This is a genomic window from Microcystis sp. M20BS1 (assembly GCF_020245305.1).
GTDB lineage: Bacteria > Cyanobacteriota > Cyanobacteriia > Cyanobacteriales > Microcystaceae > Microcystis > Microcystis ichthyoblabe_A.
In genome coordinates this window covers 1-14,956 of record NZ_JADBUZ010000075.1, presented here as the reverse complement: position 1 = coordinate 14,956, position 14,956 = coordinate 1, and the positions used below count along the sequence as shown (strand labels likewise).

The window sequence follows — 14,956 nt, the reverse complement described above, 5'->3', positions numbered from 1 at the left end:
TTTGGGTTTTCCATTATGAATAGAACCATTCTTAATCATATAATGAGAACCACAATTAGGACAAGGGAATAGAGGTGAAGGGGGGATTTTGTTCGGTGCTAGACTGATATTTCAGTAAGCCAGACAGAAGCCAGAAAAAGATATTTATCAGAAAAGTCATGATCAAGCTAGAGGTTTAAAGACTGATCGGGTTCCAATTATTTTTATTCATAAATATTTTACACAATTCATACCAGGTAAGCAAGAGAGCTACGCCACTACTACCGAATCATTACCCTAATATTTTAGACTAAATCCAGTTATTAAAAACTGATTATCTATCCCCACTTTTGCCTTTTGCCCTTTGCCTATTGCCTATCCTGATAGGTTACCTATACTCAACGGATTTAGTATTAGACGGTGTGGCGATGGAAGACTTGTGGCTCTTCTAGGTTCTGTGTGATCAGTTTAACTTACAATATGATCGATCGATCTTTGTGTCCTTTGTGTCTTTGTGGTTCGTTCCACCCCCTCGCTCTTGAGAAATGTATCTTAGAATACATTTTACCCACCAAACCTAGGAGAGCCGACTTGTTGGAGGAGTTGCTGCAAATTAAAACCAGTAAGGAACAATTAACTTTTTCTGTTTATAAATTAGTTAAAACCCTAAATCGTCCTGAAGTTTATGCGGGAGTAGCCACGGTTATTATTGAGCAAATCAGTAAATTATATAGTGATATTGCTGCCGCCTATGACACCCAATTATCATCATTAGAACCAGCAGTTAATCCTAGGTTTACCGCCGTTAATAATGCTGTCAACAACGAGGAAGATAATTCCTTAAGACGGGTGGTTAATAGCCTAGAAAATCATCTAGAGGCGGAGAGAATGCAAAAATTAATGTTTGCCGCCTATAAAAAATGTTGAGAAAATGATCGTATCGAGCTAATCTTAGTCAAGCTAATTTTCAAGCGGCAAGAATGAATCATGCTGACTTAAGAAAGGCTAATCTTTCAGGAGTTAATCTTAGGGAAGCGGATTTAATCGATGTTTTCTTTGCTAGAGCAAATCTCACCAGTGCTGATTTAAGTAATGCCAATCTAACTGGTGCCGAGTTAATGAGTGCTAATCTGATGGGAGTTAACTTCTGCGGTGCAATTGTGCCGGATGGCTGGATTAATAATTAAAATTACTAGACAGTTTTTTTGGCAGTTATTCTGGTATAATTTAGGGGTAGAATTGAGGGTAGTATTATGGTTGATCCAGCAATTATTACAGAAGATATGGGCAAAATCTACACCAGCATTACAGTTATCAATCGCGCCGATCAAATTTTAGCAGCAGCGGCTGTAATCTCTCCCGATCAAATTCGCTCTCTTACCCTAGAAAATGTCTTGGTGGATACGGGAGCAACCACTCTTTGTCTGGTGCCAGAAGTAATCTCCCGCTTGGGTTTACAGCTTTTAAAAGAAGTAGATGTGGCTACGGCTAAAGGCATAGGAAAAGCGAGAATTTTTCGCGATGCCACCTTGATTATCGCGGGACGGGAAGGGACTTTTGAATGTTTGGAATTACCCGGAGGTCAAAACAATTTATTAGGAGTAATTCCCTTAGAAGCTTTGGGATTAGAACCAGATCTTCTTAGCCAAAAATTGCGAGTTTTACCCACGGAATCCCACGAGACTTATTTAACAATTTTATCGAACCAAATAGCTCTATAAAATCACTTTTTGTCTGACTGTCCCGGCTCTTTCAGCTATAGCGATAATCTCGATTTCTTGACCAGAAACTCCCTTAATCACCCATTCCACCGTACAGCGATAATCTAAACCGTGAGCGAGGCTACTATATACTTTATTTGATCGCCCTTCTAAGTGACCGATTTCCTGCTCTAATTTTCCCACTATTAAACTCACCTCATCGGCCAAATTTAACTTGACTTGAATGGGACGAACGATCTTTCTTTCCAGTGCTTTTTTACTGGTATAAGTGGGTAAAAATCCCTGATTTTCTAACTGTAAAACCAGATGATAAATACCATTGCCCTCCGACTTCAGATCAAGACGAGAGATAGCTAAAAGAGGTGACATTAAAGCATGGGCAATAGTAAACTGACATTGTTTCTCACATAAATCCGGTAAATACTTTTCTGGGGCATTTTGCCAGACATTTTTAAAGTCCCAACCGCCAATTTCCACCTCTCCCAATTGGGGATGATCAAAACTTTGCCAATTAATAAAGCCCTTTCCCGCTAAATTCTCATCATTCCAATGCTGTAATTTCAATTCATCTTCCAAAGGATGCCAGTGAAACCATTGAATATAATCATCTTTTTTCACCCCTGCTTGGGTGGGTGCATCCCATAACTCCACCGTAAAACCATACCAACCAAAATGATCGTAGCCGTAATCATCCATGGCACCGTTAGTCACTTCTTTGGGATGATAACGAAAATCGTGATAGACAGAAACGCATTCATAACCAGTCATTGCTTTTCCCTTATCAGCAATATATTTATACATTTCTAAGTCTTCCACGGGGAAATATTCATCGGGATGGGTGCTATAGGGACGCAACATGACTGCTGAATAGGTATGATAGGTAACGAAGCCATTAATATTAGTGTTATTTGCCCAAAATTCGGCTTCTGCACGGGTTTCTGGCTCCGAAAAAGGAAAGTCTCCGGCCCCTTGTTGTTCCCCTTCAGGAACCCAATAAACGGGATAATTGCGGTTAAAATCCAGGCCCTCTAGGGTGGGGGCAGTGGTAAAATTATAGCCATCGTAATCGCGGATTAAACCTTCGGTGAGCAAAGTGTAAAAAGTTCCCTCAAATTCCTCCGGTTCGCGACGCACCATAATGCGAGGATCTTGTTCGGAAATTTTCCAAGCGCCACAGGTGTCTTTTTGGCGCATTTGTAAGATTAAACCATCGCCGTTAATATCTTCAGGATATAGCCCCGGTTTCTCATCCGTGTGGGGATAGGGGCGAATACTCGATCGTAACATATAGGGAGTGGTGAGATATTTTTCCGCTCCATCCACGGCTAATCGCGGCAAAATATAGACAGTGTAATGGTCAAGAAGTCTGGTAATTTGGGAATTATGACCGTATTGGCGCAAAAGATGAGCGATAGTGTAGAGAGCGACGGCAGAGCCTGTTACTTCCCCCGCATGGGTGTTAGCATCGATCCAATAGGCAGGTTTTTCTAAATAATGGCCTGTGGCTTGATTTGTTAGGGTAGTTAACCAGATATCTCGATTTTCGTAGCTTTTACCGATCGAGGTGAGGCTAATTAAATTAGGATAGGATGAAGCTAGGTTTTTCAGGAAAGAAACTAATTCGGTGTAGGGGTAATAGTGGCTAAAATCAAACATAATCTTCTGCAACTAAAAAAAGGAGTCTTGGGTTAATTTGACAAAATATAGGATAATAACAGTAAAAACTATGGATAGTCAGGATATTGCTCGCTATATTGAAGAAACTAACGGTATTTCTAAGCCTTGGCTGTTGGTGCAATTACGTCTCAAAAAACTGCAAGAACGTCGCGCTAGTCTTTCCCAACAGGAATATATCCAAGAATTGGGTGATATTCAGCAAGACTTAATGAAATTGGGTGAATGGTGGCGGGGGATTGAGTCAGAAGTCTTTAAACCCTAAGCGGTGGCGATAATCTGTAATACTCGCGGTAAATCCTCAAATTCGCCGATGATGCGTTTCACCGGTTGCGGCCAAACCCGGACTAAAGTGGGAATAGCAGAGACATGATTAGATTCCGCTTGTTCTGGATGCTTAGAGATATCGATCACTTTCAGGGTATAGGGATGGTGTAATTCTCGTTCTAGAAGCTGATGGATCGATTCTAGGGTGTGTTTAGTATTGGCATTATTACCGGAGACAAATAACCGCAAAACATAACCCTTGGGACTAGGATTACTATAGTCAGAGTCAGCATTAATCCCCGAAGTCGTTGGGTGGCGCTCCTGATAACGGAGAATCAGATCGTGGGATTGCCAAAGTTGGGGAAACTGCTGACGATAGGTTTCTAAGATAGTGGGATTAGAGGATTGTTCCTGCCAGGGTACAGTAAACCAAGCTCGATCGTCCGTGGCGAAAATAGCATTTAATAAAGGCTGATAGCGACGGACAAGGGGATAGACTTCGGCTCTAGTATGAATACGGTGACTGTAGGGATCTCGCCAGCGATCGATGGTAGCAGTAAAACTAGGAACTAAAAAATGGGGGGGTTCTGGCAACCCTAAAGCGGACTGGAGAGCAGCGCAGAGATTCAGATGCCAATGAGTTTGTTTATCAGGATCGATACAGTAAATTAGATCGCCCCCGGGGGTAAACAGGGCGATGCCTTTAAAAATATCGGGCAACACAATCGTGGAAGTGATCACTTGAGGGGTTCCCCTAGAGAATAAGTAGGAGCTTCTATTTTTCTAGCCTACTAAACTCTTGATCCCTCAAGGATTTCCTTCAGGGTTTTTCTAGATTCTACCCCGCAGCATCATGGCCATTTCATTGGGAACCGGGGACATTTCCAGGGCGACCTCATCGCTAATCCGTCCCTCTTGATAGAGGTTAAACAGAGATTGATTAGTGGTAATCATGCCGTGGTATTCGCCGTCTCTCATTAATTCGATAATTTCGTCATTTTTGCCGCTGCAAATGTAATCTTTGACGGTTTCTGTGTTGACGAGAATATCGTGAAAAGCCGTCCGTTTACTGTCGGTGGTGCGACATAAACCCTGGGAAATAATACAAACTAGGGATTCTGCGATCGCCACCCGCGTCGATTCCCGTTCCTCGGCGCTATAAAGAGTTAAAATCCGGTCAAGGGTTTTTACAGCGCTGTTGGTGTGCAGGGTTCCCAGGACTAAGTGACCGGTTTGGGCAGCTTTCAGGGCAGTATTAACGGTGGCTTTGTCCCGCATCTCCCCCACCAGAATAATATCTGGGTCTTCCCGCAAACAGGCTTTTAGGGCATTATCGAACTCATGGGTGTGTATTCCCACTTCCCGTTGTTTGATCAAACTGCGACGACTTTTATGGACAAATTCGAGCGGGTCTTCGATGGTGATAATATGTTTGGCGTGTTCTTTATTGATGTAATCGATCATGGCTGCTAGGGTGGTGGATTTCCCTGAACCCGTCGGACCGGTGATTAAAATCAATCCCTTCTGCACATCGCACACATCCCGAAACACTATCGGTAGGCCCAATTGTTCCATCGTGGGGATTTTCATGGGAATCAGACGCAAAACCATCCCCGGACCGCGCAGACTTTCAAAGATATTAATCCGCGCTCTAGCGAATTGGTACTGAGTCGCACCGTCAAATTCTAGGTCTTTTTTAAAGCGAAGGATTTCTTCTTCACCGAGGATTTCGCGTAACCAACTATAAAAAGTGTTGATGTCAATTTCAGGATAGTCGAGAATAATCATTTCGCCACGATCCCGCATCCGGGGTTGTTCTCCAACCCCGAGGTGAACGTCCGAATAACCCCGCTCAAAGGCAATCCGAACCAAATACTCTAAGGTGGGTTGATTGGAAGCGCGACTTTGGGGAGAACGTGGTGGCAATATTTGACCATTTTGTGGCATATTAGGCACTTTTTTGGACTGCATCGCCACCTTTTGGCTCATTTCTTGATTTATCTCTGGTTTGGTTCCCTTGATTAACTCCGAGGGAGGTATCGGGATGGAGGGAACCGGCAGCGGCTGCAGTGATCGCGAGGAAGAATTGGGATTTTGACTCATGGTAAATAGGGGTTTTTCCTTTACTATTCCCCGATTGTACTAACATCTCATCCTCAATTTCTCAATTCCCCACAGATGTTAGATTGAGGAGTCGGGAGTCAGCAGTCTCCGAGTCAGGGGAATTAAGAGTGAACGGTAATTAATCTATCTCCCTCAGAGGCTATAGTAACTATAATCACCCTTTCAGACCCCAAAATTGTTACAATGGAGGTTTAGGGCTGATAATTTTGACTACTCATTTCTGTTTGATCATCAGTCTTAGGGGAGGTAAATATGATGAATAGTCTGCAAACTTCAGTCGAACGGGAAAATTTAGGACAATTTTTGTTAGAAAACCTGCAAAATATTACAGATAAACTCGATCAAATTGTCACCGATTCTGATCGGATAATACTGGATAATTTACTACAAGAAACTAAGATTTTAGTTGAGCAAGTTAAGGATAACTCTAAAACTTATCAAGCAAGAGCCGATATATTTTGTCAAATTGATGAATTATGGTTTCAGGTATGGAAACAGTATAGAGATGAGGATTCAGCACTGGAGTTAATCCAATATATAGACCAATTTACTAATCAAATTACTGCCTATAATCAATTATTTATCAGCCTTGCTCAGATCAATGAGGGAAAGACTGGTGAGGAAAAAGCCGATTTAATCAGAGTGGTGGAAGGTTCACTCCTTCTCTCGGAAACGATAGATGTGTTTATTGATATGTTTGCCGATTCAGAATTAGAGCAAATTTACCAGGGAGCTAAAAATGCTCTATCGGTTTCTAATCGTACTATAACCGAATATTTCCAAGATACTGACAAATCTTTAGTCACCCAACTGAGAGCCTATTACAGTTTAATAATTTTCAGAATTCAAGAGCGATTTAATCCTAGTAATGTATCCTCAGAAACTACTTCTCATTCCCTAACAGATGACTTAAGCGATCTTGATCCTTGGACAAGAAACTTAGTGGGTGTTGTCGATTTAGGACCAGAAGACCCAAAAGAATCGTATATTGATTATTTAGTGGAGAAGTATCGGTGAAACGAGTCTTATTCGACAGTGATGTATTGCTAGATGTTTTGGGTAAGCGTGAACCACATTTTCCAGCATCTGTACAAGCATTCAATACAGTTAAGACAGGTAAAACTCAAGGATATATTTCTGGTCATGCCGTCACTAATATTTATTATATTTTGTCTAAACAAAACGGAAGGGAAAGCTCAAGAAAATTGGTGATAAGTCTTCTAGAGAATTTGCAAGTTGCTAGGGTGACAGATGCAATAATTAGGCAAGCATTGACAAGTCCTATGAAAGATTTTGAAGATGCCGTTACCAGTGCCGTTGCTGAATCAGAAAAGCTAGAAATAATCATAACGCGAAACCTAAGAGATTTTGCCGCTTCCCCTGTTCCCGCAATGGTACCAGCCGATTTTTTATCGATTCTTTAACTAATGCTTCGGTAAACGTAAACCATCCGATCGCATGGGGATTAAAATCTGAGTTAAACTGCGTAATTGTTCGGCCGTTCCCATACAAATTAATAAATCCCCGGCCATTAATTCCGTATCACCAGTGGGTCCCCCGATTAGCGTACCATCAGCGCGACGTATAGCCAAAACTAAGGCCCCCGATCGAGATCTTAAATGTGCTTGACTAAGACTTAAACCCACACAGGGACAAGTCCTCGGATCGATTAAAAATTCCTCCATATAAAACGATCGATCGGTTCCAGTTAAAATACCATCGACAAAATCCATCACCTGCGGTCGTAGGGCTGCGGCTGCTAATCTTCTGCCGCCGGTAATATAGGGAGATACTACCGCATCGGCCCCGGCCCGTTGTAATTTTTGTACTGCTTCCTCGGTACTGGCCCTAGCAATAGCACGAATTTTCGGATTAAGAGTTTTAGCAGACAAAACTGTATATAAATTCTCCGCATCGGAAGTTAAAGCGGCCACAATACAAATAGCGCGTTCAATTCCTGCCATTTGTAAAGATTTATCTAAGGTGGCATCTCCTTGAACAACAATATAATTTAATTCTTTGGCCCGATTTACCTGTAGGGGGTCTGTATCAATAACTACAAAAGGAATATTTTCTGCGTAAAATTCGATCGCTACCTGTCTGCCTGTGCGACCCAAACCACAGATGATATAATGTTCCGATAGTCGATCAATCAAGCGTTTCTCCTGTCTCTGTTTGAGTCCCTCTTGAAAATAGCCTTGAATTAAAGCTTCGGTCAAGCGATTAACAATATAACCGATGCTGACTACTCCCATGATAATCAAAACCATCGTGAATAGTCGTCCCCGTTCACCTAGGGGATTAATTTCGCCAAAACCGACGGTAGCGAGGGTACTAATCGTCATATAGGCCGAATCTAGCAAACTCCAACCCTCGATCAGATGATACCAAAACGTACCCAGCAAAAACACCACGACCAGGGCAAAAATTCCCCCGATTAATTCCTGACGCAGACGACGATATTTATCTTCACTGATAGACAAGCAAAATTCACCCCTAACACTGTCTAGTAACTTACAATGAAATCAGTTTTTAATCTAAATAACCCGTCCTTCTCAGACGGATTTGATTATAATTTCCCCTATGTCTAATCGCGCAGGAGTTCCCCAGTGAGTCCAGAAACCCTTTTAGAACCAACCCTAGCTGATCCCACTCCCAATTTAAACCCGAATCAACCCTTCGATCCAGATAGTTTTAACAGCTATGTGATGAATACTTATGGTCGTTTTCCCATTGCGATCGCCAAAGGGTTAGGCTGTCTCCTCTGGGATACTTCCGGGAAACAATACCTTGATTTTGTCGCGGGAATTGCCACCTGTACCCTCGGTCACGCGCACCCTGCTTTAATTGAAGTGGTTAGCCAGCAAATCCAAAAACTCCATCATGTCTCGAATTTATACTATATTCCCGAACAAGGAGAACTAGCTAAATGGATTGTCGATCATTCCTGCGCTGATAAAGTCTTTTTCTGTAATTCTGGTGCGGAAGCAAACGAAGCGGCGATTAAATTAGTACGAAAATATGCCCATACGGTGCTAGATTTCCTCGAACAGCCGGTTATTCTAACCGCTCACGCTAGTTTTCACGGCCGCACTTTAGCTACCATCACCGCAACCGGTCAACCGAAGTACCAAAAAGACTTTGAACCCCTGATGCCGGGGTTTGCCTATATTCCCTATAATGATATCGAAGCGGTGGAAAATGCGATCGCTGATCTCGATGAGGGTAATCGTCGGGTGGCTGCGATTATGTTGGAACCGCTGCAGGGTGAAGGGGGAGTTCGTCCGGGGGATATCGAATATTTCCAACGTTTACGGCAAATTTGCGACGAAAATAACATTTTGCTTGTCTTTGATGAAGTACAGGTGGGAGTCGGAAGAACCGGTAAACTCTGGGGTTATGAGAATTTAGGAGTGGAACCGGATATTTTCACTTCTGCTAAGGGTTTAGCGGGTGGTATTCCCATCGGTGCGATGATGTGCAGAAAATTCTGTGATGTGTTTGAACCGGGTAGTCATGCGAGTACCTTTGGAGGTAATCCTTTCGCTTGTGCCTCAGCTTTAACAGTATTACAAACCATTGAACGGGATCATCTTCTCGAAAATGTCCAGCAGCGAGGGGAACAATTACGCAGCCGTTTACGCGTGATTGCTTCTCAATATCCCCATCTATTTGTCGATGTGCGCGGTTGGGGTTTAATTAATGGTCTGGAAATTAATTCAGAAAGTGAGTTGGTTTCATCTACTATTGTTAATGCAGCCTTGCCCGAGGGTTTATTAATTGCTCCCGCAGGTCCGAAAGTCCTCCGTTTTGTACCGCCTTTAATTGTCTCGGAAACAGAAGTAGATGAGGCGATGGATAAGCTAGAAGCAGCCATCGCTAAAGTGGTTTAATTTCAGTTATCAGTTATCAGTTATCAGTTATCAGATGTAAGTTTTAAGTTGACAGTTTCCAGAACGTAGGTTAGGTTGAAGCATGAAACCCAACGCCTGCATAGTTTACGCTACCGCTAACCCATCCTACAAATAATTGTGCCTCCCTACTTATCAGTCAATTCTTTTTGAGCTTTATCCCCCCTAACTGTCACCTTTTCACTGGACTAGGGGAGGATAAATCTACTGTTGTTCGGGGCAAATAAAATGATCACTTCTGAACCTATTTATTCTCTCCCTAAAACCCCTCCTTTAGAAAATGGTGATCAACTAAGTCGCCAGGAATTTGAGCGTCGTTATCAGAACCTTTCTGAAGTAAAAAAAGCCGAATTAATTGAAGGGATAGTTTATATGTCCTCTCCTGTACGAGTGCAGAGTCATGGAGAACCTCATTCTGATATTTTAACTTGGTTAGGGGTCTATAAAGCTGCCACAATTGGGGTAATGTCTGCGGATAATACTACAGTGCGTCTGGACGCAGATAATGAGGTACAACCAGATGCTTTACTAAGAATTAAAATTGCTGGACAATCAACTATTAGTGACGATGATTATATCGAAGGTGCGCCGGAATTAATCGTAGAAATCGCCGCTTCTACTGCTTCCTATGATCTCCACAATAAATGGCGAGTTTATCGTCGTAATCAAGTGCAAGAATATCTTGTTTGGCGAGTTTATGAACGTCAATTAGATTGGTTCCGATTAAATGCTGGAGAATATATTAAACTTGAACCCGATAGTCGAGGGATAATTTCCTCGCAGGTTTTCCCCGGTCTTTGGTTAGATGTTAATGCTTTATTAGCGGGTAACTTGGGACAGGTTTTGACTGTTTTACAGCAAGGTTTAGCCAGTCAAGAACATCAAGATTTTCTGAAAATATTATCTCAAAAAACTGATAACTGATTTATGTGGCATCCTGACGCTTATCAAGCTTTAATTGCCGAAGATTATCCTCAAATTGCGGCAATCTACGAGGAACTAATCGATAACAATCCCGAAAATATTTCTGACTATTGGTACTTGAGAGTTGCCTATCTTTTGCAAAATTTAGAAGCAGAAGCGCAGGTAATGTGGCAAAATGTTTTAAGAGGAGGTAATCCAGAAAAAGTCAAGCAATAGCAAGCAGAATTAGAAGCAGTTTTAGATACAGAAGCGCGACGACAACAAAGAAAAGGTGATCTGGCAGCTGTAGAATATTTTCGCTATCATCTACAGGAAATTGTTCCCAAGTCAATTAATAATTTATTAGCTTTATTCGACTTAGCTTTAGATTTAGAAATATTCGATCCAGAAGAACTACTTAATTATCCTATTCAAGACAATCTCAGATCTAATCCCGATCGAGAATTGCTTTTAAATGTAGTTCTCAAAAGTCTTTTATATCCCCATGAATTAACTTTAGATTTAGCTCAAGCAAGTTTACCCTACCTGGAGGAATTAGCCGATAGTTTTATCCCGCAAGCTTTTCAGATAGCAGCACGAGTCACCAACGAGCAACAAAGTCCCACTTTTGGAGTGGAAATTATTAAACTTTGTCTGCAATTAAGACCAAATGATCTGAGTCTTTTGGAACAATTGGTTAACCTCTATATTTTAGCAGAAGACTTTGATAATTCTTTGATAACTGCCTATCAATTCCGAGAAATTTGTCTAACTCCAACCCTAAAGTTATACAGTAATTATCTGATTTTGTTAATACTTTTGCGCTGGGTAGTTTGGCAAGAAATTGCTCATATTTATCAAGAATATCATGATTTATTACAGGAATTAACCCGTCAGAAAAATATCACTTTAGAACCGATTATTAAAACTAGCTTTCTCAATGTTTCTAGTCCCCTACCCTACCTAGGCGATCGAGCTTTAGCCAATCGACAATTAACTAATCGCGTCGTTGAGGAATGTTAGTGAAGATTCCCAATGTTTAGTTTAAAATATAGGGGCAAAAGTTGCAACTAGGTCAAGCCAATGATAGTGGGATCACCCCAGTACAGCAAAGAAGAATTTGCTCGACGTGGCAATGAGATTTATTAGACTCAGGTGCGCTCTCAAGTCGAGGAGGGCAATTATGGCAAAATACCAGTATATCCTTTTTCCTTTTTCCCTTGAAACTTACTCTCGAATTATATGAGCTAACGACTAAGGGTGATAATTTTCTGAAAATCCCTTTGAATAATAGCAAAATTTTTATCAGTTAAAAGCGGGACATGAACGAATAAAGCCCTTGGATGATATTTTAAGACTTGAAAATATAATTCTTCGCAGACAAACTGACCGGCATTATCGCTGATATAACTATAGTTAAGGTTTTTAATTAAATCTGGCAAGGGAATTGGTGTCAATAACTTTTTTGTACTACTCTTAGCCTGAGATTCTAAACTTAAACGATAACGACTTTCCGCCATGCCACAACAAATAACTAAATCGTTTTTTTTGTCTTGAATAGCTTTGATAACTCGTTCACTGGCTCGATGAGTATTAACGGGAAGTTGACGCAAAAATAAAAGATTTTTTGGACAATTATCTTGAATAGATACTAACAAATCATCGGAGGAATTACTCCGATGATGGCATAACCAAGGCGCAAAAGAAGTTAAGAGAATTGTCAAGTTATCTCCTGATAGTTAATTGGGATAATCAACAAAAAAGCGATCGAAGGGACAAAAATTGCTACACTAACTGACATGACCTCAATTAAAGACGAGATTGATATTCTATGCAACGCCGTAAATTTTTGCTTATTAGTGGCAGTTTAGGCGGTTTTAGCTTGGCAGCTTGCGCTCATCAGATTTTACAGCCTGTTACTTCCAAAAATCCCCCTGAGTCGGCTGTTAAACAAGCACAAAAGGCGAAAAAAGTCAAGATAATCGTGATTAGTGACCTTAATAGTCAATACGGTTCCACTACTTACGATCCCGAAATCGATCGAGCTATCCCTTTAATTATCAATCATAAACCCGATCTGGTTCTCTGTGGTGGCGACATGGTGGCAGGACAAAAAAGCAGCTTGACAGAGGCAGCAATTAACGCTATGTGGTCGGCCTTTGATCACCATATCGCCGCGCCCCTGCGAGCTGCTAAAATACCCTTTGGTTTTACCATCGGTAATCATGACGCTTCTGGAGCTTTATCCGCAGGAAAATTTATCTATGCTAAGGAGAGAAAACTAGCCCAAGATTATTGGCAAAACCCCCAACATAATACAAGTTTAAATTTTATCGATAAAACTGGCTTTCCTTTTTATTATACTTTCACTCAAAATGGTATATTCTATCTAGTTTGGGATGCCTCCACTCATTTAATCTCTCGGAAACAACTAAATTGGGCGGCAAAAAACTTGAGTAGTAGCGACGCTAAAAATGCTAGAATGCGGCTAGTAATCGGTCATTTACCCCTCTACGGTGTTGCCGTGGGCAGAAATCGACCGGGGGATTATTTAGCCGATGCCGAGCAATTAAGAGCGTTTTTAGAGGCTCATCAGGTGCATACTTATATTAGTGGCCATGCTCACGCTTACTATCCGGGTAAACGGGGGCAGTTACAATTATTACATGCAGGAGCTTTAGGCAGTGGACCGCGACGGTTATTGAAGAGTGAACAAGCACCCAGAAAAACCCTAACAATTGTCGATATTAATCCCCATCAACAGGAGACAGTTTACACTACCTACGACATGAAAACCCAAGAAGCGATCGATATTACCAGTTTACCTCCTCTGATTATGGCTCCCAATGGGCAAGTTTTACGTCGAGATATTCCATCGGTTAACTAGAAAGGAATTCCCATAATGGCCACTGTCATCAGCACCGTTAATATGAAAGGAGGAGTAGGAAAAACTACCCTTACCGTCAATCTTGCCACCTGTTTAGCTAAATTTCAGCAAAAACGAGTCCTTGTCCTCGATTTAGATGCTCAAATCAGTGCGACTCTTAGCTTAATGTCCCCCCATGAATTTGCTCAACTGCGTCGCAAAAAACGCACTTTAAGCTATTTATTAGAAGCAATTATCAAACCCAATCCCTACAATAAATTAACTATTGATGATATTATCGTCCCTTCAGTCTGTGAAATTCAAGGCTTAGATCTACTGCCAGGAGACATCGAGCTTTATGATGAATATGTCGTTTCAGAAACCCTGCACCATCAAGCAATTTTACAGGAAGATTTAGGCTTTGATCATGCTTGGAATAACCTAGAAAGAGTCTTAATTCAAAAAATCATTGACCCTATTCAAGACCGTTACGATTATATTATCATGGACTGCGCTCCGGGCTATAATCTTTTAACTCGTAGTGGTCTATGTAGCAGTCATTTTTATTTACTACCCGCCCGTCCCGAACCTTTATCAATTGTCGGCATTCAGCTATTAGAAAGAAGAATAGTTAAACTGAAAGCTAGTCATCAAGAAACCGAACCGATTAACCCCGGTTTACTCGGTATAGTTTTTATTCTTTCCGGTGGTGGTTTACTCAGTCGCTACTATAATCAAGTCATGCGCCGGGTACAACAGGATTTTCAAGCCCATCAAATTTTTGCTAATGCGATTCCTATGGATGTTAATGTAGCTAAAGCTGTGGATATGTTCGTGCCTGCGGTGGCAGCCATGCCCTCTTCTAGTGGTTCTAAAGCTTTTATGAAACTCACAGAAGAATTCTTGATCAAAACCAAAAAATAGGAGATAATTACTATGGTCATTGAGTGGTTAGAATTTCAAGTTAAACCCGAAGCACGAGAAAAATTTATCCAAAAAGATCAAGAAATTTGGACAAAGTTTTTAGCAAAACAACCTGGTTTTTTAGGTAAGGAAATTTGGATTAATCCCGCCATTGAGGAACAATTAATTATCGTTGTCCATTGGCAAACGAAAGAACAGTGGAAAGCTGTACCCCAAAATTTACTTGATGACACCGAAGCAAAATTTTCCCTAGCCATGGGAAAGGATAATTATCAATTAACCAAAGTCAAGGAATTTCAAGTCAGAAAATTTCGAGAAAATTGTCAGAACCATTTAGAATCTATGCAGCCTGGATAAAAAATAAATTCATCTTTTTGTCCCCTGTCAACCTAGCCAAACTTGTCCCCAGTGACTAAAGTGTGCTATAAGCAGTCAGACTCTTTATATGGTCTTTATTCTTTCCGATTAGGTAAATTACTGATGACTGAAGCTAAACGCGCCCTAATTACCGGCATCACCGGTCAAGATGGTTCCTATCTAAGCGAATTATTATTAGAAAAAGGCTATGAAGTCCACGGTATCATCCG

General features: G+C 41.2%; 18 protein-coding genes and 2 pseudogenes. 14 read left to right on the top strand and 6 right to left on the bottom strand.

Annotated elements, in window-relative coordinates; all coding sequences use genetic code 11:
• A pseudogene (locus IM507_RS07920) lies at positions 1–160 on the bottom strand (ISNCY family transposase); the annotation flags it as partial.
• 299 nt (positions 161–459) lie between these two features.
• Between IM507_RS07920 and IM507_RS07915 the strand changes: the two are divergent.
• The 3 genes and pseudogenes from IM507_RS07915 to IM507_RS07905 all read left to right on the top strand — a co-directional run bounded on the left by IM507_RS07915 (position 460) and on the right by IM507_RS07905 (position 1,700).
• Positions 460–906 (top strand): hypothetical protein, encoded by a 447-nt coding sequence (locus IM507_RS07915; RefSeq protein ID WP_238560383.1) that lies wholly within the window; start codon positions 460–462, stop codon positions 904–906.
• 14 nt (positions 907–920) lie between these two features.
• Positions 921–1,166 (top strand): annotated as a pseudogene (locus IM507_RS07910) (pentapeptide repeat-containing protein); the annotation flags it as partial.
• 66 nt (positions 1,167–1,232) lie between these two features.
• The gene (locus tag IM507_RS07905) at positions 1,233–1,700 is read left to right on the top strand and encodes a retroviral-like aspartic protease family protein (protein ID WP_069475210.1); all 468 of its coding nucleotides are present in this window, start codon (positions 1,233–1,235) and stop codon (positions 1,698–1,700) included.
• On the opposite strand, the gene IM507_RS07900 is transcribed toward IM507_RS07905, so the two are convergent.
• Entirely contained in the window at positions 1,695–3,356 is a 1,662-nt protein-coding gene (locus IM507_RS07900) for a M14 family metallopeptidase (RefSeq protein WP_287636859.1), read from the bottom strand. The two genes, IM507_RS07905 and IM507_RS07900, sit on opposite strands and share 6 nt — an antisense overlap.
• Before the next feature lie 70 nt (positions 3,357–3,426).
• On the opposite strand from IM507_RS07900, the gene IM507_RS07895 reads away from it, so the two are divergent.
• Positions 3,427–3,639 (top strand): hypothetical protein, encoded by a 213-nt coding sequence (locus IM507_RS07895; RefSeq protein WP_002733432.1) that lies wholly within the window; start codon positions 3,427–3,429, stop codon positions 3,637–3,639.
• Here the strand turns inward: IM507_RS07895 and IM507_RS07890 are convergent.
• Both IM507_RS07890 and IM507_RS07885 read right to left on the bottom strand, forming a co-directional pair.
• Positions 3,636–4,382: a circadian clock KaiB family protein gene (locus tag IM507_RS07890; RefSeq protein ID WP_123231316.1), complete on the bottom strand. Its 747-nt coding sequence runs from the start codon at positions 4,380–4,382 to the stop codon at positions 3,636–3,638. The genes IM507_RS07895 and IM507_RS07890 overlap by 4 nt on opposite strands.
• A gap of 90 nt (positions 4,383–4,472) precedes the next feature.
• Positions 4,473–5,744 (bottom strand): type IV pilus twitching motility protein PilT, encoded by a 1,272-nt coding sequence (locus IM507_RS07885; RefSeq protein WP_123231315.1) that lies wholly within the window; start codon positions 5,742–5,744, stop codon positions 4,473–4,475.
• 273 nt (positions 5,745–6,017) lie between these two features.
• Here IM507_RS07885 and IM507_RS07880 point away from each other — a divergent pair, with 273 nt between their 5' ends.
• Both IM507_RS07880 and IM507_RS07875 read left to right on the top strand, forming a co-directional pair.
• Positions 6,018–6,782 (top strand): hypothetical protein, encoded by a 765-nt coding sequence (locus tag IM507_RS07880; protein ID WP_123231314.1) that lies wholly within the window; start codon positions 6,018–6,020, stop codon positions 6,780–6,782.
• The gene (locus tag IM507_RS07875) at positions 6,779–7,189 is read left to right on the top strand and encodes a PIN domain-containing protein (protein WP_123231313.1); all 411 of its coding nucleotides are present in this window, start codon (positions 6,779–6,781) and stop codon (positions 7,187–7,189) included. Before IM507_RS07880 ends, IM507_RS07875 begins: the two co-directional genes overlap by 4 nt.
• Here IM507_RS07875 and IM507_RS07870 read toward each other — a convergent pair whose 3' ends face one another.
• The gene (locus tag IM507_RS07870; RefSeq protein ID WP_002744445.1) at positions 7,190–8,248 is read right to left on the bottom strand and encodes a potassium channel family protein; all 1,059 of its coding nucleotides are present in this window, start codon (positions 8,246–8,248) and stop codon (positions 7,190–7,192) included.
• Between the two features lie 126 nt (positions 8,249–8,374).
• Here IM507_RS07870 and IM507_RS07865 point away from each other — a divergent pair, with 126 nt between their 5' ends.
• The 4 genes from IM507_RS07865 (at position 8,375) to IM507_RS07850 (ending at position 11,602) form a co-directional block, all read left to right on the top strand.
• Positions 8,375–9,658 (top strand): aspartate aminotransferase family protein, encoded by a 1,284-nt coding sequence (locus IM507_RS07865; RefSeq protein ID WP_002733849.1) that lies wholly within the window; start codon positions 8,375–8,377, stop codon positions 9,656–9,658.
• A 246-nt stretch (positions 9,659–9,904) separates the two neighbouring features.
• Positions 9,905–10,600 carry a Uma2 family endonuclease gene (locus tag IM507_RS07860; RefSeq protein WP_287636858.1) on the top strand — a complete coding sequence of 232 codons (696 nt, stop codon included), beginning with the start codon at positions 9,905–9,907 and terminating at the stop codon, positions 10,598–10,600.
• A gap of 3 nt (positions 10,601–10,603) precedes the next feature.
• Complete coding sequence (locus tag IM507_RS07855) at positions 10,604–10,816, top strand: hypothetical protein (protein WP_002732584.1); 213 nt, start codon at positions 10,604–10,606, stop codon at positions 10,814–10,816.
• Positions 10,817–11,044: 228 nt separating this feature from the next.
• Entirely contained in the window at positions 11,045–11,602 is a 558-nt protein-coding gene (locus IM507_RS07850; RefSeq protein WP_002734659.1) for a hypothetical protein, read from the top strand.
• A gap of 224 nt (positions 11,603–11,826) precedes the next feature.
• Here the strand turns inward: IM507_RS07850 and IM507_RS07845 are convergent, their stop codons facing one another.
• Positions 11,827–12,303, bottom strand: a complete 477-nt coding sequence (locus IM507_RS07845; protein ID WP_002732607.1) for a pyroglutamyl-peptidase I family protein — start codon at positions 12,301–12,303, stop codon at positions 11,827–11,829.
• A gap of 107 nt (positions 12,304–12,410) precedes the next feature.
• Between IM507_RS07845 and IM507_RS07840 the strand changes: the two genes are divergently transcribed.
• From IM507_RS07840 to IM507_RS07825, 4 genes are all read left to right on the top strand, one after another.
• Positions 12,411–13,466 (top strand): metallophosphoesterase family protein, encoded by a 1,056-nt coding sequence (locus tag IM507_RS07840; RefSeq protein WP_002731607.1) that lies wholly within the window; start codon positions 12,411–12,413, stop codon positions 13,464–13,466.
• Positions 13,467–13,481: 15 nt separating this feature from the next.
• Entirely contained in the window at positions 13,482–14,369 is an 888-nt protein-coding gene (locus tag IM507_RS07835) for a ParA family protein (RefSeq protein WP_069475216.1), read from the top strand.
• Between the two features lie 12 nt (positions 14,370–14,381).
• Positions 14,382–14,726, top strand: a complete 345-nt coding sequence (locus tag IM507_RS07830; protein ID WP_069475217.1) for a TIGR03792 family protein — start codon at positions 14,382–14,384, stop codon at positions 14,724–14,726.
• A gap of 123 nt (positions 14,727–14,849) precedes the next feature.
• A partial coding sequence (locus IM507_RS07825) for a GDP-mannose 4,6-dehydratase (RefSeq protein WP_193979010.1) occupies positions 14,850–14,956 on the top strand: 107 nt, incomplete at its 3' end.